25 protein-coding genes and 2 pseudogenes are annotated in these 25582 nt (G+C 69.9%); 15 read left to right on the plus strand and 12 right to left on the minus strand.

Annotated elements, in window-relative coordinates; genetic code table 11:
- The first annotated feature begins 388 nt into the window (after positions 1-388).
- From IE262_RS23865 to serC, 6 genes are all read left to right on the plus strand, one after another.
- Positions 389-2212 carry a sensor histidine kinase gene (locus IE262_RS23865; protein WP_189876373.1) on the plus strand — a complete coding sequence of 608 codons (1824 nt, stop codon included), beginning with the start codon at positions 389-391 and terminating at the stop codon, positions 2210-2212.
- Positions 2209-2661: a roadblock/LC7 domain-containing protein gene (locus IE262_RS23870; protein WP_134033645.1), complete on the plus strand. Its 453-nt coding sequence runs from the start codon at positions 2209-2211 to the stop codon at positions 2659-2661. The genes IE262_RS23865 and IE262_RS23870 overlap by 4 nt, the downstream gene beginning before the upstream one ends.
- Positions 2658-3005 carry a DUF742 domain-containing protein gene (locus IE262_RS23875; RefSeq protein ID WP_134033642.1) on the plus strand — a complete coding sequence of 116 codons (348 nt, stop codon included), beginning with the start codon at positions 2658-2660 and terminating at the stop codon, positions 3003-3005. The genes IE262_RS23870 and IE262_RS23875 overlap by 4 nt, the downstream gene beginning before the upstream one ends.
- Positions 3006-3099: 94 nt before the next feature.
- Positions 3100-4344: a cytochrome P450 gene (locus tag IE262_RS23880; RefSeq protein WP_189876375.1), complete on the plus strand. Its 1245-nt coding sequence runs from the start codon at positions 3100-3102 to the stop codon at positions 4342-4344.
- Positions 4341-5627 carry a cytochrome P450 family protein gene (locus IE262_RS23885; RefSeq protein ID WP_189876377.1) on the plus strand — a complete coding sequence of 429 codons (1287 nt, stop codon included), beginning with the start codon at positions 4341-4343 and terminating at the stop codon, positions 5625-5627. Before IE262_RS23880 ends, IE262_RS23885 begins: the two co-directional genes overlap by 4 nt.
- A 132-nt stretch (positions 5628-5759) precedes the next feature.
- A complete protein-coding gene (gene serC / locus IE262_RS23890) occupies positions 5760-6878 on the plus strand; it encodes a phosphoserine transaminase (RefSeq protein ID WP_189876379.1) in 1119 nt (372 codons plus the stop codon).
- 69 nt (positions 6879-6947) lie between these two features.
- Here the strand turns inward: serC and IE262_RS40575 are convergent, their stop codons facing one another.
- From IE262_RS40575 to IE262_RS23910, 4 genes are all read right to left on the minus strand, one after another.
- On the minus strand, positions 6948-8474 hold the full coding sequence (locus IE262_RS40575; RefSeq protein ID WP_189876381.1) for a caspase family protein: 1527 nt from the start codon (positions 8472-8474) through the stop codon (positions 6948-6950).
- Positions 8475-8476: 2 nt separating this feature from the next.
- On the minus strand, positions 8477-8866 hold the full coding sequence (locus IE262_RS23900) for an effector-associated constant component EACC1 (RefSeq protein ID WP_189876383.1): 390 nt from the start codon (positions 8864-8866) through the stop codon (positions 8477-8479).
- A 165-nt stretch (positions 8867-9031) separates the two neighbouring features.
- A complete protein-coding gene (locus IE262_RS23905; RefSeq protein ID WP_189876385.1) occupies positions 9032-9211 on the minus strand; it encodes a DUF397 domain-containing protein in 180 nt (59 codons plus the stop codon).
- Positions 9208-10077 (minus strand): helix-turn-helix domain-containing protein, encoded by an 870-nt coding sequence (locus tag IE262_RS23910; protein WP_189876387.1) that lies wholly within the window; start codon positions 10075-10077, stop codon positions 9208-9210. The genes IE262_RS23905 and IE262_RS23910 overlap by 4 nt, the downstream gene beginning before the upstream one ends.
- A gap of 190 nt (positions 10078-10267) precedes the next feature.
- On the opposite strand from IE262_RS23910, the gene IE262_RS23915 reads away from it, so the two are divergent.
- Positions 10268-10696 (plus strand): ATP-binding protein, encoded by a 429-nt coding sequence (locus IE262_RS23915; protein ID WP_189876389.1) that lies wholly within the window; start codon positions 10268-10270, stop codon positions 10694-10696.
- Here the strand turns inward: IE262_RS23915 and IE262_RS23920 are convergent.
- Together IE262_RS23920 and IE262_RS23925 are read right to left on the minus strand one after the other, a co-directional pair.
- Positions 10686-11534, minus strand: a complete 849-nt coding sequence (locus IE262_RS23920) for a helix-turn-helix domain-containing protein (protein WP_189876391.1) — start codon at positions 11532-11534, stop codon at positions 10686-10688. The two genes, IE262_RS23915 and IE262_RS23920, sit on opposite strands and share 11 nt — an antisense overlap.
- A gap of 18 nt (positions 11535-11552) precedes the next feature.
- Positions 11553-12320, minus strand: a complete 768-nt coding sequence (locus tag IE262_RS23925) for a DUF6879 family protein (protein WP_189876393.1) — start codon at positions 12318-12320, stop codon at positions 11553-11555.
- A 202-nt stretch (positions 12321-12522) separates the two neighbouring features.
- Between IE262_RS23925 and IE262_RS23930 the strand changes: the two genes are divergently transcribed.
- Positions 12523-12747 (plus strand): DUF397 domain-containing protein, encoded by a 225-nt coding sequence (locus tag IE262_RS23930; RefSeq protein ID WP_189876395.1) that lies wholly within the window; start codon positions 12523-12525, stop codon positions 12745-12747.
- An 89-nt stretch (positions 12748-12836) separates the two neighbouring features.
- Positions 12837-13301 (plus strand): annotated as a pseudogene (locus IE262_RS23935) (hypothetical protein); the annotation flags it as partial.
- A gap of 88 nt (positions 13302-13389) precedes the next feature.
- On the opposite strand, the pseudogene IE262_RS23940 reads toward IE262_RS23935, so the two are convergent.
- A pseudogene (locus IE262_RS23940) lies at positions 13390-14649 on the minus strand (glycoside hydrolase family 5 protein); the annotation flags it as partial.
- Between the two features lie 160 nt (positions 14650-14809).
- On the opposite strand from IE262_RS23940, the gene IE262_RS23945 reads away from it, so the two are divergent.
- Positions 14810-15679, plus strand: a complete 870-nt coding sequence (locus IE262_RS23945) for an alpha/beta fold hydrolase (RefSeq protein WP_189876397.1) — start codon at positions 14810-14812, stop codon at positions 15677-15679.
- A 144-nt stretch (positions 15680-15823) separates the two neighbouring features.
- On the opposite strand, the gene IE262_RS23950 is transcribed toward IE262_RS23945, so the two are convergent.
- Together IE262_RS23950 and IE262_RS23955 are read right to left on the minus strand one after the other, a co-directional pair.
- Positions 15824-16645 (minus strand): ABC transporter permease, encoded by an 822-nt coding sequence (locus tag IE262_RS23950; RefSeq protein ID WP_189876398.1) that lies wholly within the window; start codon positions 16643-16645, stop codon positions 15824-15826.
- A complete protein-coding gene (locus tag IE262_RS23955) occupies positions 16642-17643 on the minus strand; it encodes an ATP-binding cassette domain-containing protein (protein WP_229877432.1) in 1002 nt (333 codons plus the stop codon). Before IE262_RS23955 ends, IE262_RS23950 begins: the two co-directional genes overlap by 4 nt.
- Positions 17644-17799: 156 nt before the next feature.
- Here IE262_RS23955 and IE262_RS23960 point away from each other — a divergent pair, with 156 nt between their 5' ends.
- Together IE262_RS23960 and IE262_RS23965 are read left to right on the plus strand one after the other, a co-directional pair.
- Positions 17800-18603 carry a TetR/AcrR family transcriptional regulator gene (locus IE262_RS23960; RefSeq protein WP_189876402.1) on the plus strand — a complete coding sequence of 268 codons (804 nt, stop codon included), beginning with the start codon at positions 17800-17802 and terminating at the stop codon, positions 18601-18603.
- 291 nt (positions 18604-18894) lie between these two features.
- Positions 18895-19509: an ALF repeat-containing protein gene (locus IE262_RS23965; RefSeq protein WP_189876403.1), complete on the plus strand. Its 615-nt coding sequence runs from the start codon at positions 18895-18897 to the stop codon at positions 19507-19509.
- Positions 19510-19681: 172 nt separating this feature from the next.
- Here the strand turns inward: IE262_RS23965 and IE262_RS23970 are convergent, their stop codons facing one another.
- On the minus strand, positions 19682-20716 hold the full coding sequence (locus IE262_RS23970; RefSeq protein ID WP_229877433.1) for a TolB-like translocation protein: 1035 nt from the start codon (positions 20714-20716) through the stop codon (positions 19682-19684).
- A gap of 139 nt (positions 20717-20855) precedes the next feature.
- Between IE262_RS23970 and IE262_RS23975 the strand changes: the two genes are divergently transcribed.
- The 3 genes from IE262_RS23975 (at position 20856) to IE262_RS23985 (ending at position 23278) form a co-directional block, all read left to right on the plus strand.
- Positions 20856-21536 (plus strand): GDSL-type esterase/lipase family protein, encoded by a 681-nt coding sequence (locus tag IE262_RS23975; protein WP_189876405.1) that lies wholly within the window; start codon positions 20856-20858, stop codon positions 21534-21536.
- Positions 21537-21632: 96 nt separating this feature from the next.
- Positions 21633-22223 (plus strand): Uma2 family endonuclease, encoded by a 591-nt coding sequence (locus tag IE262_RS23980; RefSeq protein ID WP_189876407.1) that lies wholly within the window; start codon positions 21633-21635, stop codon positions 22221-22223.
- 59 nt (positions 22224-22282) lie between these two features.
- Positions 22283-23278, plus strand: coding sequence for an aldo/keto reductase (locus tag IE262_RS23985; protein WP_134033577.1), 996 nt, complete (start codon positions 22283-22285; stop codon positions 23276-23278).
- Between the two features lie 189 nt (positions 23279-23467).
- Here IE262_RS23985 and thpR read toward each other — a convergent pair whose 3' ends face one another.
- Positions 23468-24040, minus strand: a complete 573-nt coding sequence (thpR, locus tag IE262_RS23990; protein WP_189876635.1) for an RNA 2',3'-cyclic phosphodiesterase — start codon at positions 24038-24040, stop codon at positions 23468-23470.
- A 41-nt stretch (positions 24041-24081) separates the two neighbouring features.
- Positions 24082-25350: an MFS transporter gene (locus IE262_RS23995; RefSeq protein ID WP_134034095.1), complete on the minus strand. Its 1269-nt coding sequence runs from the start codon at positions 25348-25350 to the stop codon at positions 24082-24084.
- Between the last annotated feature and the right edge of the window lie 232 nt (positions 25351-25582).

Raw genomic sequence — 25582 nt, forward strand, 5'->3', positions numbered from 1 at the left:
ACCCGCCCAACCCGATCACGAACTCCCATATAGTGACGGCCAGTTGTGCACCAAGTGTCACTTCACCGTCAGAACATGATCAAAGACCGGAGGTGGCGGAGGCACGGAGGCGCGGAGGAAGGTTCAGGACGCGCCGGCCACGGTCGGCGTCCGGTGGAGCGCACCCAGGGCGCACACCAGGCAGAACAGCTCGCACCGCCCGTTCACCCGGCACCTTCACCCAACACGTACACCAAGCACGTTTGGCAGGCCCGCGCACCGAGCACGTACGACAGGCCCGCACAGAACGCTCGCACCACAGGCCCGCACACCCACACGCGTACCAGGCACACACGCACCCGAGGCCACGACCAACGCCACAGCCGAGGCCACGACCGAGGATCAACTCATGACGCCGCCCATCCCCCGAGGCGAACGGCCCGCCCTCCGCACACTGGTGCCCGCGCCCCTGCTCACCGCCGTGCTCACCGCGCTCGCCGTCGGCGGGTCGGTCGCCGTGGCGCCCGAAGCGGTGCGGCCGGCGCTCGCCTGGGGGGCGGGCGCCGCCGCCGTCCTGCTCACCGCCGCGGTCGCGAGGGCCACGCACGCCGCGCAGACCGTCAAGCTCGTCCGCCGCCGCCTCGACGCCGTCTCCCAGGACACGGGGCGGCTGCTGCAGGAACGGGCCCGGCTGGCCGAGGAGTTGCGCCAGGAGCGGGCGCGGCTGAGCGACGGCTTCGTACGTGAGCGGGCGCGCCTCGCGGAGGACTTCGAGCGCGAACGGACCCGGCTCGCCGAGGAGTCCGCACAGGAACGGCGCCGGCTCACCGCCGACCGCGCCCGCCTCGCCGAGGAGAAGGCCGAACTCGCCGGCCGGGCCCGCAAGGCCGAGAGCGAACGCGCCGCCGCCGTCGCCGCCACCGCCAACGCGGCCGGCCGCATGCAGGCGCTCGCCACCGGCACCCTCGCCGACCTGCGCGAGATGGAGGAGCGCCACTCCGACGAGGACGTCCTCGCCGACCTCCTGCACCTCGACCACCGCACCGCCCAGGCGAGCCGTCTCGCCGACTCCGTCGCCGTGCTCTCGGGTGCGCGTTCGGGCCGCCGCTGGGCGCGGCCGATCCCCATGGAGTCCATCCTGCGCGGCGCGATGGGCCGCATCGGCGGCTACCAGCGTGTGCGTCTGCACTCCTCCAGCGAGGCCGCCGTCGCCGGACACGCCGCCGAGGCCGTCATGCACGCACTCGCCGAACTCCTCGACAACGCCGCGACGTTCTCCCCTCCGACGGCCGAAGTGCACGTGTACGTCGAGGAGGTACCCGCCGGCGTCGTCGTGTCGGTCGAGGACGCGGGCCTCGTCATGAGCGACGTCCAGCTGCGCCGCGCCGAACGCGCCGTCTCCGGCGAGGGCGCCGACCTCGGCGGGCTCTCCGGCACCCGGCTCGGGCTCGCCGTCGTCGGCCGCCTCTCCCGCAAGCACGGTCTGAAGGTGTCCTTCCGCCCGTCCGCGCGCGGTGGCACCGGCGTGCTGATGCTCATCCCGCAGGACCTGCTGGCCGGCGCGTCCGCCCCGGCGCCGACGCCGACGCCGGCGCCACGGCCGGAGCCCGCCCCGCGATCCTTCGGACCGTCGTCGTACGCCACCGCCCGCGCGCCCCAGGACCTGGACCCCGAGCCCGTTCCGACGCACGAGTCCGCGGCGAGGCCGAACGGCCACAGCCTGACCGCGACCGGCGCGCCTACGCCGAGCGATCCGTCCCCGAGCGTTCCGTCCCCGAGCGTTCCGTCCGGCGATCAACCCGGCGAGCTGCCCAGCGAAGTGCCCATGGATCTGCCCATTGATCTGGCCGGCGGGCTGCCCAGGCGCCGTCGCGGTCAGAGCCTCACCGCCGCTCAGGCCCGCACCCGCGGCCGCATCCCGCCCCGGCCCGCGCCCGAGACCCGCCCCGCCACCGATCCACAGGTCAGGGCCGCCCGGTTCAGCAGCTTCCGCAGCGCCGTCCGCGGCACGGTGCCGGACCAGGCGCTGGTCCAGGGCACGACGACGGAGGTGCCGGTCGTACCGGAGCCGGTGGAGGCGGACGCCACGGCCCCGCAAGACGCCGTACGAGACACGCCAGAGGCACCAGAGGCACCAGAGGCACCAGAGGCCCCCGCCACATCGCAACGGCAACCGCAACCGCAACCGCACTTACAGTCGTACCCGCACCCGGAAGGTGACCCCACTTCATGACCGGCCCCCTCGGCACCAGCACCGCCGACGAGAAGCTCGCCTGGCTCATCCAGGGCCTGTTGGAGCGCACGCCGGGCGCGCGGCACGCACTCGTGCTCTCCCGGGACGGCCTGAAGCTGTGTCGCACGCCCGAGCTGTCCGTCGACCAGGCCGACCATCTCGCCGCGATCGCCGCCGGTATCCAGTCGCTGTCGCAAGGGGCGTCGGTCGGGTTCGGCGACGGCAGCGGTGGCGTACGGTCGGCGATGGCCGAGTTCTACGGCGGGGTCCTGTTCATCGTGGAGGCCGGACGGGGCGCACACCTGGCCGTCGTCACCGACGAGGACGCGGACGCCGGTCTCGTCGGGCACAACATGAGCGAGCTGGTGGAGCAGCTCGGCGAGCACCTGAGCGCACAGCCGCGCGCGGTCCGCGGCCCGGCACCCGGTACGGCCCCAGGCACCTCATGACCCGGCCCGGCAGGGACGACGCGCCCGACCGGCTCTACACCCTCACGGGCGGGCGCAGCCGGTCCGCGCCCGACAACCCGTTCGACCTGGTGACGCTCGTGGTCGCCGAGTGCGATCCGGCGCCCGGCATGCAGTCGGAGCACACGGCGATCCTGCGGATGGCCCGGAAGCCGATGGCCATCGTGGAGATCGCCGCCGAGCTGCGGCTGCCCGTGAGCATCACCAAGGTCCTGCTCTCCGACCTCCTCGCCGCCGGCCGTGTCAGCGCCCGCCACCCGCACATGGCCGCGGTCATCGACCCCGACATTCTGGAACAGGTGCTCGTTGGACTCCGCAGCCTCTGAAGACGGTACGAGAACCGCTCAAGACGGTACGAGCGGTACGAGGACCGAGGGCCTCACGGGCCCCGAAGAACACACCAGCCTCGCCCCCGCGCGCGTGCCGCTCGGCGGACCCCGCTTCCAGAGCGAACCGGACGCCGTGTACCGGGAGTTGCGGCAGGAGCACGGGGCCGTGGCGCCCGTCGTGCTCGACGGTGGGGTGCCGGCGTGGCTGGTGCTGGGGTACCGCGAGCTGCATCAGGTGACCGGCGATCCGGTGCTGTTCAGCCGCGACTCCGAGCTGTGGAACCAGTGGCCGGACATCCCCGACGACTGGCCGCTGCTGCCGATGATCGGCCGCAAGCAGCCCTCGATCCTCTACACGGTCGGCGAACGCCACCGCGAGCGCGCCGCGATGATCAGCAACGCCCTCGAAGCCGTCGACCCCTTTCAGCTCCGCGCCCTCGCCGAACGGCTGGCCGACGAACTGATCGACGCCGTGTGCCACAAGGGCGAGGCAGACGTCGTAGCGGACTACGCGATGCTGCTGCCGATGCGGGTGCTGGCGACACTCTTCGGCTTCGCGGAGGAGCAGGGCCCCGGGCTGGTCGACGCCCTGAACGACATGATCGACGGCCAGGAGCGCGCCCTCGCGGGCCAGGCGCACCTGGCCTCGTCCATGGACCGGCTGGTGGCCGACCGGAGAGCGGCCCCGGCGGACGACGTGGTGTCGCGGATGCTCGCGCACGCTGCCGGGCTCGGCTCCGGGATCGGCTCCGGGATCGGAGACGAGTTCACGGACGAGGAGATCGTCCAGGACCTCATGGTCATGACGGCCGCCGGGCACCAGCCGACCGCCGACTGGATCGGCAACTCGCTGCATCTGATGCTGACGGACGACCGTTTCGCCGCCTCCCTCTTCGGTGGCCGCAACAGCGTGGCCGAGGCCATGAACGAGGTCCTCTGGGAGGACGCCCCCACCCAGAACGTGGCCGGCCGCTGGGCGTCCCGCGACACCCGGCTCGGCGACCGCCACATCCGCGCGGGCGACCTGCTGCTGCTCGGCCTCCAGGGCGCCAACTCCGACCCCCGGGTCCGTACCCACGGCTCCGCCCTGACCGGTGGCAACAACGCGCACTTCTCCTTCGGGCACGGGGAGCACCGGTGCCCGTTCCCCGCTCAGGAGGTGGCCGAGGTCATCGCGCGGACGGGCATCGAGGTCGTACTGGACCGGCTGCCGGACATCGATCTGGCGGTACCGGCCGGGTCCCTGACCCGCCGGCCCTCCCCGTGGCTGCGCGGCCTGACGGAACTGCCGGTGACGTTCACGCCCACCCCCGCCCTTGGAGGCACGCGCGCATGACGACTGACGTCGAACAGACCCGTATCGTGCTCGACCCCCTCGTCTGCGACCTGGACGGGGAGAGTGCCGCGCTGCGTGCCGCCGGGCCGCTCGCCGCGGTGGAGCTGCCGGGCGGTGTCCCCGTGTGGGCGGTCACCCACCATGCCGAGGCGCGGCAACTGCTCACGGATCCCCGGCTGGTGAAGGACATCAACGTCTGGGGTGCCTGGCAGCGGGGCGAGATCGCGCCAGACTGGCCGCTGATCGGGCTCGCCAATCCGGGCCGCTCCATGCTGACGGTGGACGGAGCGGATCACCGTCGTCTGCGGACGCTGGTGGCGCAGGCGCTGACGCCGCGCCGGGTGGAGCACATGCGCGACAAGATCACAGAACTGACGGAGGACCTCCTCGACCGGCTGCCCACGGACGGGACGGGGGACGGGAACGCGTTCGGGACCGGGGACGGGGGCGGGGGCAGGGGCAGGGGCAGGCCGGTGATCGACCTGAAGGCGGAGTTCGCCTACCCGCTCCCGATGTACGTCATCGCGGATCTCATGGGCCTCGACCAGGCCCGGCTTCCCCGGGTGAAGGTGCTCTTCGACAAGTTCTTCTCGACGCAGACGCCGCCGGAGGAGGTCGTCGCGACGCTCACCGAGCTGGCGGGGATCATGGCGGAGACGGTGACGGCGAAGCGGGCGCAGCCCGGCGACGACCTCACATCCGCGCTGATCCAGGCCTCCGAGAACGGTGACCACCTCACCGACCAGGAGATCGTCTCCACGCTGCAACTGATGGTGGCGGCGGGCCACGAGACGACGATCTCGCTCATCGTCAACGCGGTGGTGAACCTGTCCACGCATCCGGACCAGCGCGCTCTGGTCCTCGCGGGGAAGGCGGACTGGTCCTCGGTGATCGAGGAAACGTTGCGCTACTCGACGCCGACGTCGCACGTACTGATCCGCTTCGCGACGGAGGACGTGCCCGTCGGTGACAAGGTCCTTCCTGCGGGGGACGCGTTGATCGTCTCGTACGCCGCCATCGGCCGGGACGAGGCGGCCCACGGGCCCTCGGCCGGCGTCTTCGACATCACGCGCCCGACCGCGAACCGGCACATCGCCTTCGGACACGGCCCGCACGTGTGCCCCGGCGCCGCGTTGTCCCGCCTGGAGGCCGGGGTGGCCCTCCCGGCCCTGTACGCCCGCTTCCCGTCCCTCGATCTGGCGGTCCCGGCGGGCGAACTCCGCAACAAGCCGGTGGTGACCCAGAACGACCTGTACGAACTCCCGGTCCGCCTGCACGGCTGACCGACTCACCGACTCACCCACTCACCCACTCACCGGCTGACCGGCTGATCCGGCTGATCCGGCGGCGAAAACTCGTCTCACCCGACGGACGAGGTTGCGCCCGGGTTTCCAGAAAGGGCTACGCTCCCTCCCGTGGCTGATATCCAGATTCCCGCTGACATCAAGCCCGCCGACGGACGGTTCGGCGCCGGCCCCTCCAAGGTGCGCACGGAGGCGCTGGACGCCCTCGCCGCCTCCGGTACCTCCCTGATGGGCACCTCCCACCGCCAGGCCCCGGTGAAGAACCTGGTCGGCGCGGTGCGCGAGGGCATCAGCGAGCTGTTCCAGATCCCCGACGGCTACGAGGTCGTCCTCGGCAACGGCGGCTCCACCGCGTTCTGGGACATCGCGACCCACGGACTCATCGAGAACAAGTCGCAGCACCTCTCGTTCGGCGAGTTCTCGTCGAAGTTCGCGAAGGCCGCGAAGCTGGCCCCCTGGCTGGCCGAGCCGACCGTCATCTCCAGCGACCCCGGCACGCACCCGGAGCCCGCCGCCGAGGCTGGCGTGGACGTGTACGCGTTCACCCACAACGAGACCTCCACCGGTGTCGCCGCCCCCATCAAGCGCGTCGACGGCGCGGACGAGGGCGCGCTCGTCCTCGTGGACGCCACCTCCGGCGCCGGCGGCCTCCCCGTCGACATCAGCGAGACCGACGTCTACTACTTCGCCCCGCAGAAGTCCTTCGCTTCGGACGGCGGCCTCTGGATCGGCGTCTTCTCCCCCGCCGCGATCGAGCGCGCCGAGCGCGTCCACGCCTCCGGCCGCCATGTCCCGGAGTTCTTCTCCCTGCCGACGGCGATCGACAACTCGCGCAAGAACCAGACGTACAACACCCCGGCCCTCGCCACGCTCTTCCTGCTCAACGAGCAGCTGAAGTGGATCAACGGTCAGGGCGGGCTGGCCTGGTCCGCGGGCCGTACGGCCACCTCCGCCCGGACGCTCTACGGCTGGGCCGACGACAGCAAGTACGCGAACCCGTTCGTCACCGACCCGGCCAAGCGCTCCCAGGTCATCGGCACGATCGACTTCTCCGAAGAGATCGACGCGGCCGCCGTCGCCAAGGTGCTGCGTGCCAACGGCATCGTCGACACCGAGCCCTACCGCAAGCTCGGCCGCAACCAGCTCCGCGTCGCCATGTTCCCGGCGGTCGACCCGGCGGACGTCGAGGCGCTGACGAAGTGCGTGGACTATGTGATCGAGAAGCTTTGACCTCTCGACGCGTACGACAGTGAAGGGCGCCCGGTGAGCAACCGGGCGCCCTTCGTCATGTGCCGTACGTCAACCGCGCTGGATCCCCATGGTGTCCAACAGCAGGCCCCTGCGCTGGTCTTGGGTCTGGACGAGGATCGCATCGCCATGCCGTGCCACGGCCAGATACCAGGTTCCCGGTGCCAGCTCCGCGATGATCTGCCCGCTGCCGTCCTCACTCCGCAGCGGGCGCGGCACCGGTACGGCGAACCAGAACGGCTCGGACCCATGCCCGGATCGCGCCTGGTGGCCTGTGGACTCGGGCCCGGTGACGAGGCCTGCGGCACGCATGGCGCTCTGCAGGTTCCGCAAGGCGCGCTCCCGGCCGGTCTCCACCGCGCCGACCCCGGGTTCGCCCGAGGAGCCCGGCAGACCCGACATCTGCTGGAGGAATTCCGTCTGCGTCGGCTGCTCCTCGTTCGGTTCCTTCTGTATACCGCTTGTGTCGAGCAACAGCCCACGAGTGCCGTCGCTGCCGACCACCGTCATGGCATCACCGCGCCGCCCCACTGCCAAGTACCAGGTGCCTGGGGCCAGTTCGGACCGCGGTTCCAGCGAACCGTCCTCGGCGTACAGAAGGCGCGGCGCCGGAACGGCGAACCAGTGCGGTGCGTAGGTGACATCAGGTGAGGCGGCGATCGCCCGTGCAAGGCGCTGCGCGGTCTCAAGCTGCTGTCGGAACTGGGCTTCGGCCGCACGGCGCAGTTCCTCCGACTCCCGGCGCAGCCGTTCCTCCCGTTCCTCCATCTCCGCCAGCCGCTCGGCGGCCTCCCGCCGACGGGCCGCCGCATCCAGGTCCTCCCCGCCGCCCGGGCCTGGCGCACAACGATTCCGCGCGATCGCGATCAGGCCCCCGGTGTTGCGACTGCGCTGCTGGGGAAGCGGGCGGGAGCGGGCGGCCAGTCGTCGGTGGACATGCCGATACAAGGTGTCCATGTCGACCGGATCGGGCCCCTCGGCGATGCCGTCCCGCAACGCTGCGATCAGCTCGCCCGTGAATGCGGTGTACGTCTCCCCCGGCGGCGAGAGCGCGGGCCGGGTCTCGGCCGAGGCCGTGAGCAGACAGGTGCCCTCGACCACCGCCTGATCGGCGATGTGCGCACTGGCGCTCATCCGGCCGAGCAGGGCGCGCCCGCTGTAGCAGCAGTCGAGGATCACGACGGTGCGCCGGGCGCGCACCCCGAGGTCCAGGACGGCCCGGCGCAGATACTCGTAGCGCAGCGAGGTGTACTCGCGTTCGGGGTCGGAGTTCGTCAGCGCGAGGTACAGCTCGTCGGTGTGCAGGTCGGTCAGGCCATGTCCCGCGTAGTACACGAGGAGGGTGTCCTCGGCCAAACGGCCCTTCTCCCGTACGACATCCAGCACCTGGTCGGTGCGCGACGGCTGCTCGATCACCGTGCAGGACTCCTCGGCCAGCCCCCATACGGTGGGCTCGGCCAGGATCTCGCGCAGTCCCCGCAGATTGTTGGCGACCGCCGGCAGGTCCTCCAGCACGGAATACGCGTGCACGCCCACCAGCACGGCCTGGGAACAGGCCGGATCGGACAGCGCGACCACGGCTAGGCGTCTTCGCCGTCCGCGCCGGAGCCCACGGGGTCGGGGGCGTCACCGAAGCGGGCGAGAACCTGCTCGACGGTCTCCGGCGATGCGTCGTGGACCGTGACCACGACGCCGTCCCGCTCCAGGGTGATCTGCGGGGGCCGTGGGCGGGAGGAGCGCCAGCCGGCCAGAGCGACGAGCAGGGAACCGAGGGCGATGGAGTTGCTCACCACGACATTGATGACGTCCAGGCCCCCGCCCCCCATGGTGCCCGCTGCTGCGGCGCCGGATGGCGGGGCGATGGTGACCCCGCCACGCAGCTCCGGATCAACCGCGAGCCAGCGCTGCAGGGACGCCTCCGCCGCGCCGGAGGACGCAGGCTCCTCCACGATGGTGATGCCGAACTCCATGCGCCCCTGGCCCCCTTCTCCTGGTCGCCCGGTGTGGGCTCACCACTGCTTCATCCTAGAAGCCAACACCGACAGCGCTCCGCCGCGTCCTTCGACGCGTACGACAGTGAAGGGCGCCCGGCGGAGTGCGTTCCACCGGGCGCCCTTCGTCGTTGCGTGCGACGCCTACGCGAACTGCTGGAGGAAGGCCTGCCAGCTGTCGCGGGAGACGGTGAGGAGGGGGCCGTGCGGCTGCTTGCTGTCGCGGACGGCTCGGCCGTTGCCGGTGGTGTCGGCGATCTCTACGCAGTTGCTCTGAGCTCCGGAGTACGACGACTTCCGGAAGGGGCCTATAACCTCGATCACGATGCGTCTTCCTTCAAGCTCCGCAGTACGCCCCGAATGAGCTTCGCGCTCGCGTCCGGTGCCAGTGCCGACGATCGTAGTAGGTCGTACATATTGGCGTAAGCGGTGAGGTCTTCCGGACCCTCAAGGACCGATGTGCCTCTCAGGTTCTCCAGGGCCACGGCTTGGGCCGTCGGTTCGGAGTCGAAGCTGAAAGCCGAGAAGGCAGAAGTCACGGTGGCCAGTGCTCCCACGCTGAACGGGAGTACCTGCACGGTGACGTTCTTCCGCTTGCCGACCTCAAGGATTGCCGAGAGTTGCTCCCGGTGGACTTCGACGCTCACCAGAGGGTGTGCGATCACCGCTTCCCAGATGATGGCGGAGTACGTTGCCCCGCCCTCCTCGATCTTTGCCTGGCGAGCCTCGCGCACCTTGACCATCTGGGCGACGCGTTCGGGAGCCATGTAGTCGGGGCTCGTCTGGATGACAGCCTCTGTGTAGGCGGGAGTTTGCAGGAGCCCTGGCACCAGTACTTGCTGCCACTCCCGGATGTAGGTCGCGTCGTCCTCCAACGCGATGTGATCCATGTAGTCCGGCCGCAGATGTTCCGCATGCTCCAGCCACCACCCCCGGTTCTTGGAGTGCTTCGCCAACTCCTCCAAGTTGGCGCGCACTTCCGGATCCGTAACGCCGTACGCGTCCAGCAGCAGCCGTACTTCGATGACGCGCGCGGTGACGTGGCCACTCTCAAGACGGCTGACCCTGGCCTGACTTGACGCGATGATGTCGGCGGCCTGCGGCTGATCGAGCTTCGCGTCCTGCCGGTACTGCCTGAGCGCCGTACCCAGGCGCCTGCTGCGTACGGTCGGCCGTCCACCTGCGGGCATGGAAACTCCCTTCTCCAGCGGCCACGATGCCACACGAGTTGTCGCATTTGAGAGCCCATCACTCGATCGAGTGGACGACTGCATGTATTCACTTGAGCGAATTGTGCGTGCACCGAATGCGGCCGTAGCTTCGTGAGCGCGCCGCTACGGAGCGCAACCTTGACGCCACGTCAGGAGGTACGGCACCCCCATGCCCGAAACCGCAACCTTCCGCATCCCCAAGCGCAGACAACACGTGTCCACCGCCCGCCAGCGCATCCGCAAGGCCCTCGCGGACTGGGGGATCACCGACGAACTCGCCGACGCCGTCATCCTCTCGGCGAACGAACTCGTCACCAACGCCGTCGCCCACTGCCGGACTTCGTACGCCGAGGTCGAGGTCACGCTCACTGTCGACGGACCGGAGTTACTGCTGGAGGTCTCGGACCTGGACAGGGACCGGCTCCCCCGCCCCCACGACTCCGCCCCGGACGAGGAGTGCGGTCGCGGACTGGCACTCGTGGCGGCGCTGGCCGACACCTGGGGGCATCGGCAGGAGTCGTACAGGAAATGCGTGTGGGCGCGGTTCACACTCACGGAGAGCCCCACGCCAGCAGCGCCGTACGTTCTCAGACCGTGATGCTCCGGCGGACGCGGGCGATCACCTGCTGGGCGTCGGCGCCGAAGACGGCCGACTCCGCGAAGGTGTCCCAGACTCGGCGGTAAAGAGCAATCGTTTCGCCGTCGTCCAGCCAGAGTTCGGCGTGCCAGTCCTCGACCACGACAAGGCGCTGGTCCAGCATGCAGAACGAGTTGCCCAGCGCCAGACGCAGCGGGGCGTCCAGCGGCAGGATGCCCATGCGCACGGTGTCCATGCCCACCACACCAAGCAGACGGTCCAGTTGAGCCACCAGTACTTCGGGTGGGCAGACCCGAGCCCACAGCACGCTCTCATGCATGAGCAGCTTCAGCTCCTTGCCCGGCAGGTACAGCCACTCCTGTCGTTTCATGCGGGCCCGCACCGCGTCTTCCGTGTCCCGTGGCGCATTCTGGAGTGCTGTGTGGTGCTCAAAGATGTATCGGGCGTAGTCGGCCGTCTGAAGCATCCCGCTGATGGCGGCGTTGCTCAACGCGTGCATCGTCCGCGCGTTGGAGACGAGAGTGTTCCAGGTTTCCTGGACTGGCCCATGTCCTGCCGCGAGCTGGCGCCGCCAAGACCGGATATGACTCTCGAACCCCTTCAGCCGGGCGCGCAGTTCTCCGAAGACCGCAGGCTGCCCCGTCGCACGGGCCCAGGCCAGGAGATCTTCGTCCGTGGGGGTCTGGCGGCCGTTCTCCAACTTACTGATCTTCGACTGCTGCCAGCCCAGCCGCTTTGCCAGGTCGACACCGGTGAGCCGGCCATCCGGGCTCTCGACGCGCAATTCCCGAAGCCTGCGGCCCAGTTCCTCGCGCGCCCTCTGATAGTCCGTGCTCACCGGTACCCGCTCTTGTCCCTACGCGTCGCCGTTCATCTCGGCCGTGAACCGTTGCCACGGTACGGCGTGATGCCAAGCAGCATCCCGCACCATGGAGCAGCGCACCACCTCTGCGGGTTCGGTGATCAGATCCACATGCGTGAGCTGATCGTCGTCGTCGAACCGCAGGAGCGCGATAAGGCGACTGTCGAACAGCCAGAAGTCCTCAGCAGGGAGCCGCAGTCGATCCGCGTCGGCGCGCCACATATTGCGAATGTCCTCACCGACGCCGATGTTCCACCTGGCGCTGTCGAGGAGGTAGCGCTGGCCGACGGTGGCGGGCTGATCCACGATGCGTACCCGCTCGATCCGCTTTCCCTGTGCGGTCTGCGCGCGGATGTTCTCGGTCCACCAACTGAATGCCGGGCCTGATGCCGAGTTCTCGCCGACCGTTCCGGTCTCGATGAACCGGCGCCAGCGGTCGCTTGCCTCGTCACTCGCGTACCGCCGCCGCGTCTCCAGCCGCCATGCGGTGTGCTCGAACTTCGTGAACAAGCCGTTGAACTCGTCAAGATCAATCGCCCGCACCTGCCGCTTTCGCCCCTTCGGGGACCAGTCGACCAGCAGGTCCCTCGGGACCACGATCGCGACTTCTCCCTCCGAGAGGTGCTGGAGTTGCGCGACGTCCTCCGGGTCGCTGAGCGGAGGGCCATGCACGATCACCTCCCCGCTGTCCAGGTCCTCATGAACGGACGGGCATCCAGTGACGTCACTTCCCGTCCCGTTGAACCGCAACCTGCGCGCCATACGGCCACCCCCTGGAGTCTCGACGATGTTCGTGCGCCCAGCCTGTCGGTACCTCTGGGTGAATGTCCATGCATTCAGAGTAACCGCACGCGAATAATCGAGAATATTCGCCTTCTTGCTGCTCTCCCGGCACCTACGGTCATCCCACCCGAAGCCACACCAACTCCCGCAGACACAACAACCAAGCAGGAAGGTGCAAGCGATGCCGAACGGAACTGACCTGTACACGCTCGACCTCAGCGGTGCCTCGTTCGTGAAGGCATGTGGAGGTCCCTGTACCGAAGGGTGCGTGACCCTTGCCCGGATCGGAGAGGACGCCTGGGCCCTCGGTGACAGCAAGCGGCCGGAGGCCCAGCCGCTGCGGTTCACCACCGAGGAACTGGCCGTGGCCGGAATCGATCCGGTGCGGTTCGGCCTGACCGTCTGACGTCTCGCCCTCCACGGCCGGTCCTGGCGTGCCCTCGTGCGGGCCAGGACCGGCCGCCTCACGGATGCCGACACCGAACTGGACGACTCGTGCACCACCACGGCTACCTGTGGACCGGCCCCAAGTCCCGCTTCGACCAGGAGGCGCTACGGCGCCCGCCTCATCCCGACCCGCCCCCCGCAGGGAGCAGACCGGAACTGGTTCAGCGCTACCGGGAGGTGGCGGCGGAATTCCCCACATCGGATCTGCCACCGCTGGAAACGGTGTACTGGCTCGTCAAGCCGCGTTCCCTGGTTCGTGGCACGTGGCCGGACCCGCGCGAGGCGGCGGCGTGGCTGAGCGACCGGTTGACCGAGTACGCACCCCGGTTCGCGTCCGAGGCCCAGCGTGAGGTCAGCCATCTGACCACCCTCGTCACCTCCGCGGCCGAGCAACTGGATTCAGGCGGTGACGTATCCCTCGGCTTCTACCTCGAACGTCCCTCGTTCCTCTCCCTGGCCCTGGTGACGTGTTCCCCCAACAAGGGAAACCGCCTCCTGCCGTGCCCGCTCGCGGCCGGGTCCAGTGGTGGGACCAGAAACGGGGCACAAAATCAGGGTACGCACGCCTCAGAGGCGCCCGGCGAGCGCCGGGCACCCCCGTCTTCCAGGACTTGATCGCTGTCGTCCCGGGCGTCGGCCGCCTTCACCTCGGTGTTGCGGCCGTCGTCCCAGCCACTGCTGACGGCGTAGCGCCCGTGCCGCGAAATCCGGGCGCCTTGATGCTCGCCAGATACCCGTCCTTCACCGTGTCCACGGTCGACCAGTCGTCCTTCAGGATGCCGCCCGTGTCACCGGAGTTGGGGTTCCAGGACCAGAAGGTCCAGTGGAAGCTGTCGGCGCCGTACGCCGACGTCGACCGCAGGTACGTCACCAGCGCGGCCAGCCACTTCTGGTCCACCGTCGACTGCAGGGTCGTACCGAACTCGCCCACCCACACGGGAGCGATGTTCTGCTTGAAGATGTAGCCCCAGTACTTGTCCCAGATCCCGGGCATGTTGTTGGGGAACGACGGGTCATTGAACCAGGGCTGCTGGGCCACGGACGTGGCGTAGTCGTGGGCGGAGTAGACGACCCGGTTGGGCACGTCGAGCTGCACCGGGTACTGGGCGACGCCCATCAGGTTGCCGCCCCACCAGCCGTTGACGCCGTTGTACGACTGCACGCCCTCGACCAGGATCAGCAGCTCGGGGTTGACGGACAGGACCGCGTTGCCGGCGCGCTGGGCGGCCAGCCGCCAGTCCCTCGTGGTGTCACCGCAGCCCCAGCAGGCCGGATCGTGGGGTTCGTTGTGCGGGTCGATGCCGACGACCGTGGAGTTGCCCTTGTAGCGCGTCGCCAGGGACTTGAGGTTGGCGATCCACGTCGACTCCGGCACGGCCGCCGTGTACCAGAGTGCCGACTGGCCGCCCGCGTCCGGGCGGTGCCGGTCGAGGATGACCTTCAGGCCGGCCCCACCGGCATACGTCACGATCTTGTCCATCACCTGGAGCGAGGTCAGGCCCTGGAGGTCGGCGTTCTTGCCGTCGGAGAAGTTGATGCTGTCGGGCATGGTGCCGCTCTTGAGGATGTCGTCGCTGTAGGGCAGCCGGATCGTGTTGTAGCCCAGCGACTTCATCTGGTCGATCATGCTCTTGTAGTCGCGTGCCCAGAGACCGTGAACGACGTGATTGCCGGTCTCGAAGCCGAACCAGTTGATCCCGGCGATACGGACCGGCTGCCCGGCCGCGTCCAGGATCTGGCGGCCGCTGGTGTGCCAGTAGCCCGCCCCCGGCTCCGCCGCATCGGCCGTCTGCGCGGCGGCCAGCGGTAACAGGAGCGCCGCGGCGGCTGCGCACAGCGCTCTTCGCAAGCTGCGGAACATGTCGCTGCTTCCTCTCGGGAGGCACGGGCCCGGAACGAGTGGGAGCGCTCCCACAGCCCTGCACCTCCCATGAAAGTCAGGCAACATGAACACGTCAAGGTGTCGGGACTGCCGGCGTGGGGGCCGATGAGTTCTCGATGGCGAAGAGGTCTGCACGGTTATGACTACGCACGTGCTTGAGACTCCCGAGGCCGACCTCGCCTACGACGTTCACGGCCCGCTGCCGACTGCTGACGGACGCCCACCGCTGGTCATGATCGGACAGCCCATGGACGCAAGCGGCTTCGGCTCATTGGCGTCGCACTTCCCCGAGCGCACCGTGATCACGTACGATCCGCGCGGTCTCGGCCGCAGCACCCGCAAGGACGGCCGCGCCGACCACGTACCCGAAACCCAGGCCGCCGACGTGCACGCCGTCATCAGGGCGCTCGGCGCGGGCCCGGTCGACATGTTCGCGAGCAGCGGTGGTGCGGTGACCGCGCTCGCCCTCGTGGCGGCGTACCCCGATGACGTGACCACCCTGGTGGCGCACGAGCCGCCGCTCATTCCGCTCCTCCCGGACGCCCAGGCCGCCGAACGCGCCGGGGCCGCCGTCCGGGACGCGTACCAGAAGAAGGGCTGGGGTGCGGGCATGGCGGCCTTCGTCGTGATGACGTCATGGCAGGGTGAGTTCACCGATGACTACTTCGCCCAGCCGGCGCCGGATCCCACCGTGTTCGGGATGCCCACCGAGGATGACGGCTCCCGTGACGACCCGCTGCTCTCCGACCGGTCCTCGGCGGTCAGTGGCTACCGGCCCGATGTCGACGCGCTCACCGCGGCGCCGACGCGGGTCGTGATCGCGGTGGGCGAGGAATCCCGCGACACCCTCACCGGACGCACCGCGGTGGCGACAGCCGGGCTGCTCGGTCAGCAGGCGACGGTGTTCCCGAGCCACCACGGCGGCTTCCTCGGTGGCGAGTCCGGCTACGCCGGGCAGCCCGAGGCCTTCGCGCGCAGGCTGCGCGAAGTCATCGACAAGGCCGGCTGAGGGTCGCGTCTCCCGGCGTCTCCCGGCGTCACGCGGCGTTCGTCCGGCTCTCCAAGGGAAGTGCGGCGCGCAGCGCGCCCAAGGAGGCCTGACACGGGGTCCGGTTCAGGGTGGGGCGGCGCTGCTCCGCCCCACCCCCTCACCTCAGCGGCTGAGCCGCTGGAACCTCCGCACCGCCAGCGGCAGGAACACCGCCGTCAGGACCAGCGGCCACACCCCCGCCATGAGCAGCGCGTGCTGCTCCACCCACGAGTCGCCGCTCCCCACCGGCGTACCGAACAACTCACGTGTCGCGGCGGCCGTGGAGGAGATCGGGTTCCACGCCGCCACAACACCCAGCCAGTCGGGCATGAGCTGGGGCGCGACGTAGATGCTGGAGATCATCGTCAGCGGGAAGGCGACCGCGAACAGGCCGCCCGCCGCCTCGGGGTTGGGCACCAGGAGCCCGAGCCACACGCCGATCCAGATGAGCGCGAAACGCAGCCACAGCAGCAGGGCGAAGGCGGCCAGGAAGCCGGCGCCGCCGTCGGGGCGCCAGCCCATCGCCACTGCGGTGAGCATCATGATCGCCAACTCCGCGCAGGCGGTGATCAGGTCGGTCACCCCGCGTCCCGCGACCACCGCCGACGACGCCATCGGCATGGAGCGGAAGCGGTCGATGACGCCCTTGGTGGAGTCGTAGACCACGACCGTCGCCGTGTTGATGAAGCCGAACGTCATCGTCATCACGAACATGCCCGGCATCAGGAAGTCCTTGTAGTCCCCGCCGCCGGGCACCTTCATGGCGCTGCCGAAGACATAGCCGTAGAGGAGGACGGAGAGGATCGGGAAGCCGAGTTGCCAGGCGATGTTGACGGGTTGGCGCTGGTAGTGGGTCAGGCCGCGGCGGACGATGTTCCAGCAGTCGGCCAGCGCCCAGTACGCCCGTCCGTGGGCGGGCCGCTCGGTGAGGTCCAGGGAACTCATGCCGCCGCCTCCTTCCCCGGGTCCCCCGTGGTCCCCGCACCCGCCGAAGGTGCCGTACGGTGTCCGGTCAGGCGCAGGAACACGTCGTCGAGGCTCGGCCTGCGCAGTCCGATGTCCTCGACCACCACGCCCTCGTCCCGCAGCGTCCGCGCCACCTCCGTCAGGGCCGCCACGCGGTCGGTCACCTGGGCGTGGACGCGCGACGCCGCCTCGTCGGCCTCCGGTTCGCCGTCCGCGACGCGGGCGACCACCTTCACCGCCCGGGGGAGGTCGGACCGCTCGGCCACGACGACCTCGATACGGTCGCCGCCGACCGTGCTCTTCAGGCCGTCCGGGGTGTCGTCCGCGATGTCGCGCCCCTGGTCGATGACGGTGATACGGGAGGCCAGCTTGTCGGCCTCCTCCAGGTACTGCGTGGTGAGCAGGACGGTCGTGCCGTCGGCCACCAGCGCCCGTACGGACTCCCAGACCTCGCCGCGGCTGCGCGGGTCGAGCCCGGTCGTCGGCTCGTCGAGGAACAGCACGGCCGGGGCGAGGATCATCGAGGCGGCGAGGTCGAGGCGGCGCCGCATACCGCCGCTGTAGTCGCCGACCCCCTTGTCCGCGGCGTCCACGAGGTCGAACCGCTCCAGCAGTTCACCCGCCCGTCGTCTCGCCCGCTTCCCGCCCAGGTGGAACAACCGGCCGAACGTCTCCAGGTTCTGCCGTCCCGTCAACACCTCGTCCACCGCCGCGTACTGGCCGGTGAGCCCGATCCGCGCCCGTACGTCGCGCGGTCGGCGCGCCACGTCGAGTCCGGCCACCGTGGCGCGGCCCTCGTCCAGGCGCACGAGCGTGGACAGGATGCGTACGGCGGTGGTCTTGCCCGCTCCGTTCGGCCCCAGCAGGCCGTGCACGGTGCCTTTGCGCACCGCGAGGCCGAAGCCGTCGAGCGCGCGCTTGGCGCCGTACCGCTTCACGAGGCCTTCGGCCCTTACGGCGTATCCGTCGTCTTCCAACGCCGCCTCCCCCTTCACTTTCACCTTCACCATCCCCATAACCGCCCAATAACTGAGTACGGTGTACCCGTAAAAGAGTACGCCGTACTCAATTTCTGTCCACTGGTTTCCCGAGGCCCGGCAAAGAGCCATGTCAGGAGGGCTACGCTGAGGTTCATGGCGAGGACCGAGACCAGCGGTGGCGGCAACATCAAGCTCACCCTGAAGCTGCTGTGGGGCGGTGGCGAGCGCCCCAGCCGGGGGCCCAAACCGGGGCTGGCCCTGGACCGGATCGTCGCCGCGGCCGTCGGGATCGCCGACGCCGAGGGGCTGGAGGCGGTGTCGATGCGCCGCCTGTCCACCGCGCTGGACGTCGGCACGATGTCGCTGTACCGGTACGTACCGGGAAAGGCCGAGCTGCTCGACCTGATGCTCGACCGGGTGCAGCGCGAGGCGCTGGAGGCGGACCAGGAGAACCTGGCCGGCCAGGAGAGCGCGACGGCACCGACCGGCTGGCGCCGGGCCGTCGAGTCCCTGGCCCGCGGCTACCTGGAGCTCTACCGGCGCCACCCGTGGCTGCTGCGGGTCAACGAGGCCCGCTCGGTTCTGGGCCCGAGTTCCCTGCGCTCGCTGGAGGTCGCTCTGATCCCGCTCCAGGGCATGGGGCTCAGCGACCCCGAGCTGATGTCGGTGATCATCTCGGTGCAGTCCTTCGCCGGGGGCATCGCGCGCATGGAGATCGACACCGACGCCGCCGCGAAGGAAACCGGCCTGAGCCACGAGGAGTTCTGGGAGCAGCAGCGGCCGTACCTCGAACAGGCCATGGAGAGCGGGCAGTTCCCGGTACTCGCCACGCTGGCCGAGGACACCTTCTCGGAGGACTTCGACCACTTCGCCTTCGGCCTGCGGCGGTTCCTGGACGGCCTGGAGGTCCTGGTCGCCGAGCGGGCAGGGCGGACCGGGCGGCGCGGAGAAGGATGACCCGGCACGCCCCTCCGGGACCGCTGTAGCCCTGGGGGCGGCCGGCGGGGCTGGGTTCGCACGGTGGTCGGCCACCGAAGTCGACACGGCCGCGTTCCGCGCGCTGGGCGGGGAGTTCCCGCGGAGCGTGTGAGAACGGCCCGGTCGTATACGGGGGTTGCTCCCTGCCCACGGCAACGAAGGGCGCGCGAAGACTGCCTGACCCAGGAAATGATCTTCGGCCCGGCGCGTACGACAATCGTCGAGTTCTTTTGAACCCTGTCTCGTTCCGTGGACCAGGAGGGCTTACCTGTGAGATTGTCCCGCGCCGCACTGTCCGTCGCCGCCGTCGCTCTGACGCCGACGCTGCTGCTCGCCGCGCCCGCCTTCGCCACCGACACGGTCAGCACCTCGTCCACCGGCGCGGTGACGGCGTCGGACACCACCGACCCGACCACGCCGGTGTCCGAGATGTCCGACGACGACGTCCGGGTGGCGATCATGCGCATCATCGCCGACCCCGCCACCGGCAGCGCCGTCCGCGCCGCCGCGCAGGCGGCCATGGACGGCACCATCGCCGACCAGCGGTACTTCCTGGAGACCGGCCGCTGGGAGGCCCAGTTCGAGGACGACCGGGTCGCCGTCGCCCGCATCCTGTACCTCGCCCAGCAGAACGGCAGCAAGGCGGTCGTCCGGGAGGCCAATGCCGCCCTCGACGCCGGCACCCCCGAGGCCCTGCGCGCCTTCCTGGAGACCGGGTACCGCCTCGCCCAGGCCGAGGACGACCGGGTCGCCATCTCCCGCATCCTCGCCGACCCGGCCACGAGCGACGCGCTCCGCGCGGCAGCGGAGGCGGCCCTCGACGACGGCTCCCCGGAGGCACTGCGGTACTTCCTTGAGCACGGCCGCTATGAGGTGGGCGCCTAGGACCTCCCAAGCCGCTCGGGATACGGGCCGTGCTCGCCTGTCGGCAGTCACGGCCCGCTGAACTCCCACCCCGCGTCTGTGGGTTGCACTCGCGTCACGGCGGGAGATCTACCGGGTCCACGCTTGATCACGAGGGCGGAAACGACAGTTTGATCAGAACTCGGTACGCACCCTAGGACGGGCGCCGCGACAGCCTCTTCAGCCCCCACAGAACGACGATGCCGGCCCCCACGAGGATCGCGCCGGTCTTGAACCCGGAGCTCGCGCCGCCACCGCCGCCCCCGGCGGCCTCCGAACCCCCGTCCCCACCCCCGGAGGACGAGGCCGAGCCGCCGGTGGCCCCGCCGGGCGCGTCCCGCGCCACGACCGTGCTGCCCTCGCCCTCAGTGCCGTACAGGATCTTGGACCCGTCGGGCGTGTACGTCACCGACTCGCCCTGTCTCTGCAGGGGGACGCTCAGCTGCTGGATCCGCTTGATCTTCCCGTCGTTCCAGTCGTACAGGATGCCGCCGAAGTACCCGCGTACGGCGAGCCGCTTGCCGTCGGGTGAGAAGGCCGCGTCGGTGGCCCACAGGTCGACGGGGGCGACGGGCTCGTAGACGTTCGTGCCGGACGCGGAGAGCTTCGCGGGCCCCTCGTACAGATGCCCGCCGTCCTCCTGCTTGTCGATGATGTAGACGCGCCCGGTCCTGGGGTGGACGACCAGGGACTCGGCGTCGCGGGAGCCGTCGGAGTACTTCACGACGTACTGAGTGGCCCGGATCGTCTGGTCCTTGAGCTCCTTGGGCTCGGGCAGCTGGTAGATCCACACGTGGGGCCAGGTGACGCCGTCGTTGTCGCCGATGTCGCCGACCCAGATCTGGTTGCCGGGCCCGATGGAGATGGCCTCGACGTCACGCGGTGTGCCGACGCCGGTCATGGTGACGGTGGCGACGGTCCTGCCGGTCCTGCTGTCGACGGCGTAGAGGTAGGCGCCCGTGTCCTGGTCGTTGTGGGTCCAGTAGATCCCCGGGTGCAGGCGCGAGGCCGCCAGGCCGCTGGACTCGGTGATCCTCGGGTCCTTGAGGGCGAACTCGCCGTCGTCGTCAGCGGCGACCGGCGCGGCCGAGGCGGCGGCGAGGAGAACCCCGGCGAGGCCGACGAGGACGGGGAGGAGGGGAAGGCGAGGGAGCCGGAGGAGGGATCGACGCGGCAATCGACGAGGCATGCCGTCAACCGTATGCCGTCTTCCGCCCACGGGCTGTGCCCGTCCGGTACCGCGGCAGTCCCCGGCACGTGGCGAGGCTCACAGCGCGGAACCGCCCCGCAGCGCCTACCCCTTGGTAGCGCTGCATCATGATGGCCGGATGCTCAGGTTCATGCCCGTCGGCGACTCCATGACCATCGGCAGCGCGGGCGATCACACGTGGCGTTACCGGCTGTGGCAGCACCTGTGCGCGACGTACGGCGGTCCCTTCAAGATCGTCGGCCCCCGGGAGGCGCTCCACGACAAGATCACGGACACCGCGACGTCGTACGCCTACGCGGACCCGGACTTCCCACGTGCCCACCTGGCGGGGTGGGGCGAGGGCTGGCTCCACATGGCGCCGCTGATCACGGAGACGGTGCGGACCCACCGCGCGGACGTGCTGCTCGTCTCGCTGGGCCTGATCGACCTGGGCTTCTACACGGACGCGGACCAGACGGCGGAGAACGTACGGCGCTTCGTGGCCGGAGCCCGCCTGGGGAACCCGCGCGTCCGCATGGTCCTGCTGCCCGTGATCCCGAACATCCGGGCGGAGTCGGACGCCTCCTTCGCCGCCCAGGTGACCCGCTTCAACGAACTCCTCGCCAAAACGGCGGCCGACCTGGACGAACCCCGCTCCCCGCTCCTGCTCGCCTCGTCCCCGCCGTCGTACGACATCCACCGGGACACCTACGACGGCACACACCCGAACGCGAGCGGCGAGCACCGGATAGCGGCGGCCTTCGCCGACACGATGCACCAGGCGTGGGATCTGGGGGAGCCGTACGACGCTCAGCGCTGAGGCCTCCGAGTAAGAGAGCCGTGTCCCCGGCGCCGTGCGTATCGTTATACCGCGCGGCTTCACTCGTCCATGGGGCAGCCGGCGAGGAGCGCCACGATGACCGTCCTTGAAGACAGGATCGCGATGGCCGAGAGCGACAACACGCGCCAGCTCGACGAGATGTTCGAGCGGCTCGAAAAGATGCCCGTCCCCGAGGGATACAAGGTCGAGATCGTCGAGGGGGCCGTCTACATGTCGCCGCAGCGGGATGTTCACTGGGAGACCATCCGCATGATCATCTGGGCGCTCGAAGATCGCTTCGGCAGGCGTGCGAAAGTATTCTCGGATGTCCGCATCGACTTCCCCGGCCACCTGAACGGCCTCGCCCCGGACGTCGCCAAGCTGCGCGACGGCGCCGAGAAGGACCCCGAGGGCCGCTGGCGTCCCGAGGACGTGGAATTCATCGGCGAGGTCATCTCCAAGGACACGGCCAAGAACGACTACGGCCCCAAGAAGACCGCCTACGCCCTCGCCGAAGTCCCCGTGTACCTCATCGCCGACCCCTACCAGGGCAAGTGCCACCTCTACACCCAGCCCAAGGGCGGCGAGTACCTCACCGAACTGTCCGTCGCCTTCGGCGCTGACGTCGACATGACCACCACCCTCCTCGGCCTCACCCTCACGACCGACAAGTTCCCCCGCGACTGACGCGCCCGGACCACGGACACCTTGCGTAGAGCGCACTCCACGCCGTTGGCTAGGGAGTCATGAAGTACACACAGCTCGGACGCACGGGACTCAAGGTCAGCCGGCTGGTCCTCGGCACCATGAACTTCGGCCCGCAGACGGACGAAGCGGACAGCCACGCGATCATGGACGCCGCGCTGGACGCGGGCATCAACTTCTTCGATACCGCGAACGTGTACGGCTGGGGCGAGAACAAGGGCCGTACCGAGAGCATCATCGGCAACTGGTTCGCCAAGGGCGGCGAGCGGCGCGACAAGGTCGTGCTCGCCACCAAGGTCTACGGGAACATGAGCCCCGACGACACCTCCGTCTGGCCCAACCACCACAAGCTCTCCGCGCTCAACATCCGGCGGGCGGTGGAGGCCAGCCTGAAGCGCCTCCAGACCGACTACATCGACCTGTACCAGTTCCACCACATCGACCGGAACACTCCCTTCGAGGAGATCTGGCAGGCCATCGACGTCCTCGTGCAGCAGGGCAAGATCCTGTACGCGGGCTCCAGCAACTTCCCCGGCTACAAGATCGCCCAGGCCAACGAGGTCGCCGCCCGGCGGGGCGGCACCATCGGCCTCGTCAGCGAGCAGTGCCTCTACAACCTCGCCGAGCGCCGCGCCGAGATGGAGGTCATCCCGGCCGCCCAGGAGTACGGCCTCGGAGTCATCCCGTGGTCGCCGCTGCACGGCGGGCTGCTGGGCGGTGTGATCAAGAAGGAGGCCAAGGGCGGGCGCAGGACCGGCGGCCGGACCGCCGAGGCGCTCACCGATCCCGCCGTCCGCGCGCAGGTCCAGGCGTACGAGGACCTGCTGGAGAAGCACGGCACCGAGCCCGGCGAGGCGGCCCTCGCCTGGCTGCTGACCCGTCCGGGCATCACGGGCCCGATCGTGGGCCCGCGCACCGCCGAGCAGCTGGAGTCGGCGGTACGGGCGTCCGAGCTGGAGCTGTCCGCGGAACTGCTGACCGCACTGGACGAGATCTTCCCGGGCCCGGGCCCGTCTCCGGAGGCCTTCGCCTGGTAGGAGCCGCCCGTGTAAAGGGGCGTAAAGGGGCGCTCCTACCAGGGGAGCGCCCCGCGCGGTTCCACGGCTCGCCGGGGGGGGGCGGGCGACTACCTGCCGAGCGCCGAGGCCATGGCGACGAGGGCGAACATGAGCACGAGCACACCGGCCATGATCCGGTTACGGGTCTTCGGGTCCACGTAGGTGAGGTTAACCGGCCGCCCCGAGCGCCCAGCGGGCGACCGTCTCATACCGGGGCTGCTCCCCCGGCACCCCCGACCTCGGCAGGTTGCTGCGCACCATCGCCAGCTCGGACACCGTCCACGTACGGCTGGTGAACAGGGCGAGGCTCTCGACGTACGGCCGTACGCGGACCGTCTCCCGGCTGCGGGCCACCGTCAGGTGCGGCGTGTAGCGGCGGTGCTCCCCCATCGGCACCCCCGCCTTCCGCGCCGCCGCCTCCGAGCGGTCGGCCAGCAGCCGCAGGGCGTTCAGGTCGCCCTCCGCTCCCGCCCACAGCGCCCGGCCACGCCCGAAGTGCCCGCCGCCCCGCACCGCGAGCGGGAACGGCTCGGTACGCCGCGCGGCACGCTCCAGCCGCTCCGACAGGCCGGGGACGAGGTCCTCGTCGACCTGGCCGTAGAAGGCGAGGGTGAAGTGCCACCCCGGCCGCCCGGTCCAGCGCAGCCGGTCCGCCCCCGGCAGCTCCTTCAACTCGCTGACGACGCGCCCCAGTTCGTCGACCACGTCGGACGGTGGCAGCACCGCCGCGAACAGTCTCATGGTGCTCATCGCCCTCACGCCCCAACGACGACGTCAGCTTCTCAGGCCGAGACCGCGGCCGGCTGCTCCTTCGGTACGAACCGTACCCGCGGGTGACCGTCGTGCCAGCCGACCGACAGGCGCAGACCGCCCACGCGGGCCAGGACCAGGCCGATCGTGACCGCGGCGGTCACGGCGACGGCACCACCGAACGCGAAGCCGACGCGGGGACCGTATGTGTCCGTGATCCAGCCGGCGATCGGCGCGCCCAGCGGCGTACCGCCCACGAACACCATCATGTACAGCGCCATCACGCGCCCGCGCATGGCCGGATCGGTGGCCATCTGGACGGCGGTGTTCGCGGTGACGTTGACCGTCAGGCCGAACATCCCCAGCGGGGCCATGAGGAGCGCGAAGATCCAGTACGACGGTGCCAGCGCGGCCACGACCTCCAGGGCGCCGAAGGCCGCCGCGCCCGCGATCAGTATCCGCATCCGGGCCGTGCCCCGGCGGGCCGCCAGCAGGGCGCCCGCGACGGAACCGACCGCCATGAGCGTGTTGAAGAGGCTGTACGCGCCCGCGCCCGCGTGGAAGACGTCGTCCGCGTACGCCGAGAGCCAGACCGGGAAGTTGAAGCCGAAGGTGCCGATGAAGCCGACGAGGACGATCGGCCAGATCAGCTCAGGACGGCCGGCGACGTAGCGCAGCCCCTCGCGGAGCTGGCCCTTGGCGCGGGGCGCGGGCTCGTTGACGTGCAGTTCCCGGGCGCGCATCATCAGCAGCCCGGCGATCGGCGCGACGAACGACAGTCCGTTGAGCAGGAACGCCCAGCCGGTGCCCACGCTCGTGATCAGCACACCGGCGACGGCCGGGCCGACGAGGCGGGCGGACTGGAAGTTCGCGGAGTTCAGGCTGACCGCGTTCTGAAGTTGCTCGCGGCCGACCATCTCGGAGACGAAGGACTGGCGGGCCGGGTTGTCGACGACGGTGGCCATGCCGACGGCGAAGGCGGCCAGGTACACGTGCCAGACCTGGACATGTCCGGAGAGGGTCAGGAAGGCCAGCACCACGCCCGTGACGGCCATGGCCGACTGGGTGACGAGCAGGGTGGGGCGCTTGGGAAGGCGGTCGACCAGGAGACCGCCGTACAGACCGAACAGGAGCATCGGCAGGAACTGCAGGGCCATGGTGATACCGACGGCGGTCGACGACCCGGTGAGACTGAGCACCAGCCAGTCCTGGGCGATGCGCTGCATCCAGGTGCCGGTGTTGGAGACGACCTGACCGATGAAGAAGAGCCGGTAGTTCCGGACCCTCAGGGAACGGAACATCGAGCCGTCGGACGCCTTGGCCTTGACCTTGGCCTCGGCCTTGGCCTCGATTGCGGCCTTGGCTTCGATGTCGGCGTTCGTCTCGATGTCGGCCTTCGTCTCGATACCGGCCTTGGTCTCCATGTCCCCGGGTATCGATTCGGGCGTAACGGTGCCGGCGGCCACGCGGATCAAGGCTGAGGCTGCCGGGTCGTGGGTGGGCAGGGAGTCGCGGGTGGTCGGTGCGGGGGCG

The sequence above is a fragment of the Streptomyces bluensis genome, assembly GCF_014650715.1.
Lineage (GTDB): Bacteria > Actinomycetota > Actinomycetes > Streptomycetales > Streptomycetaceae > Streptomyces > Streptomyces bluensis.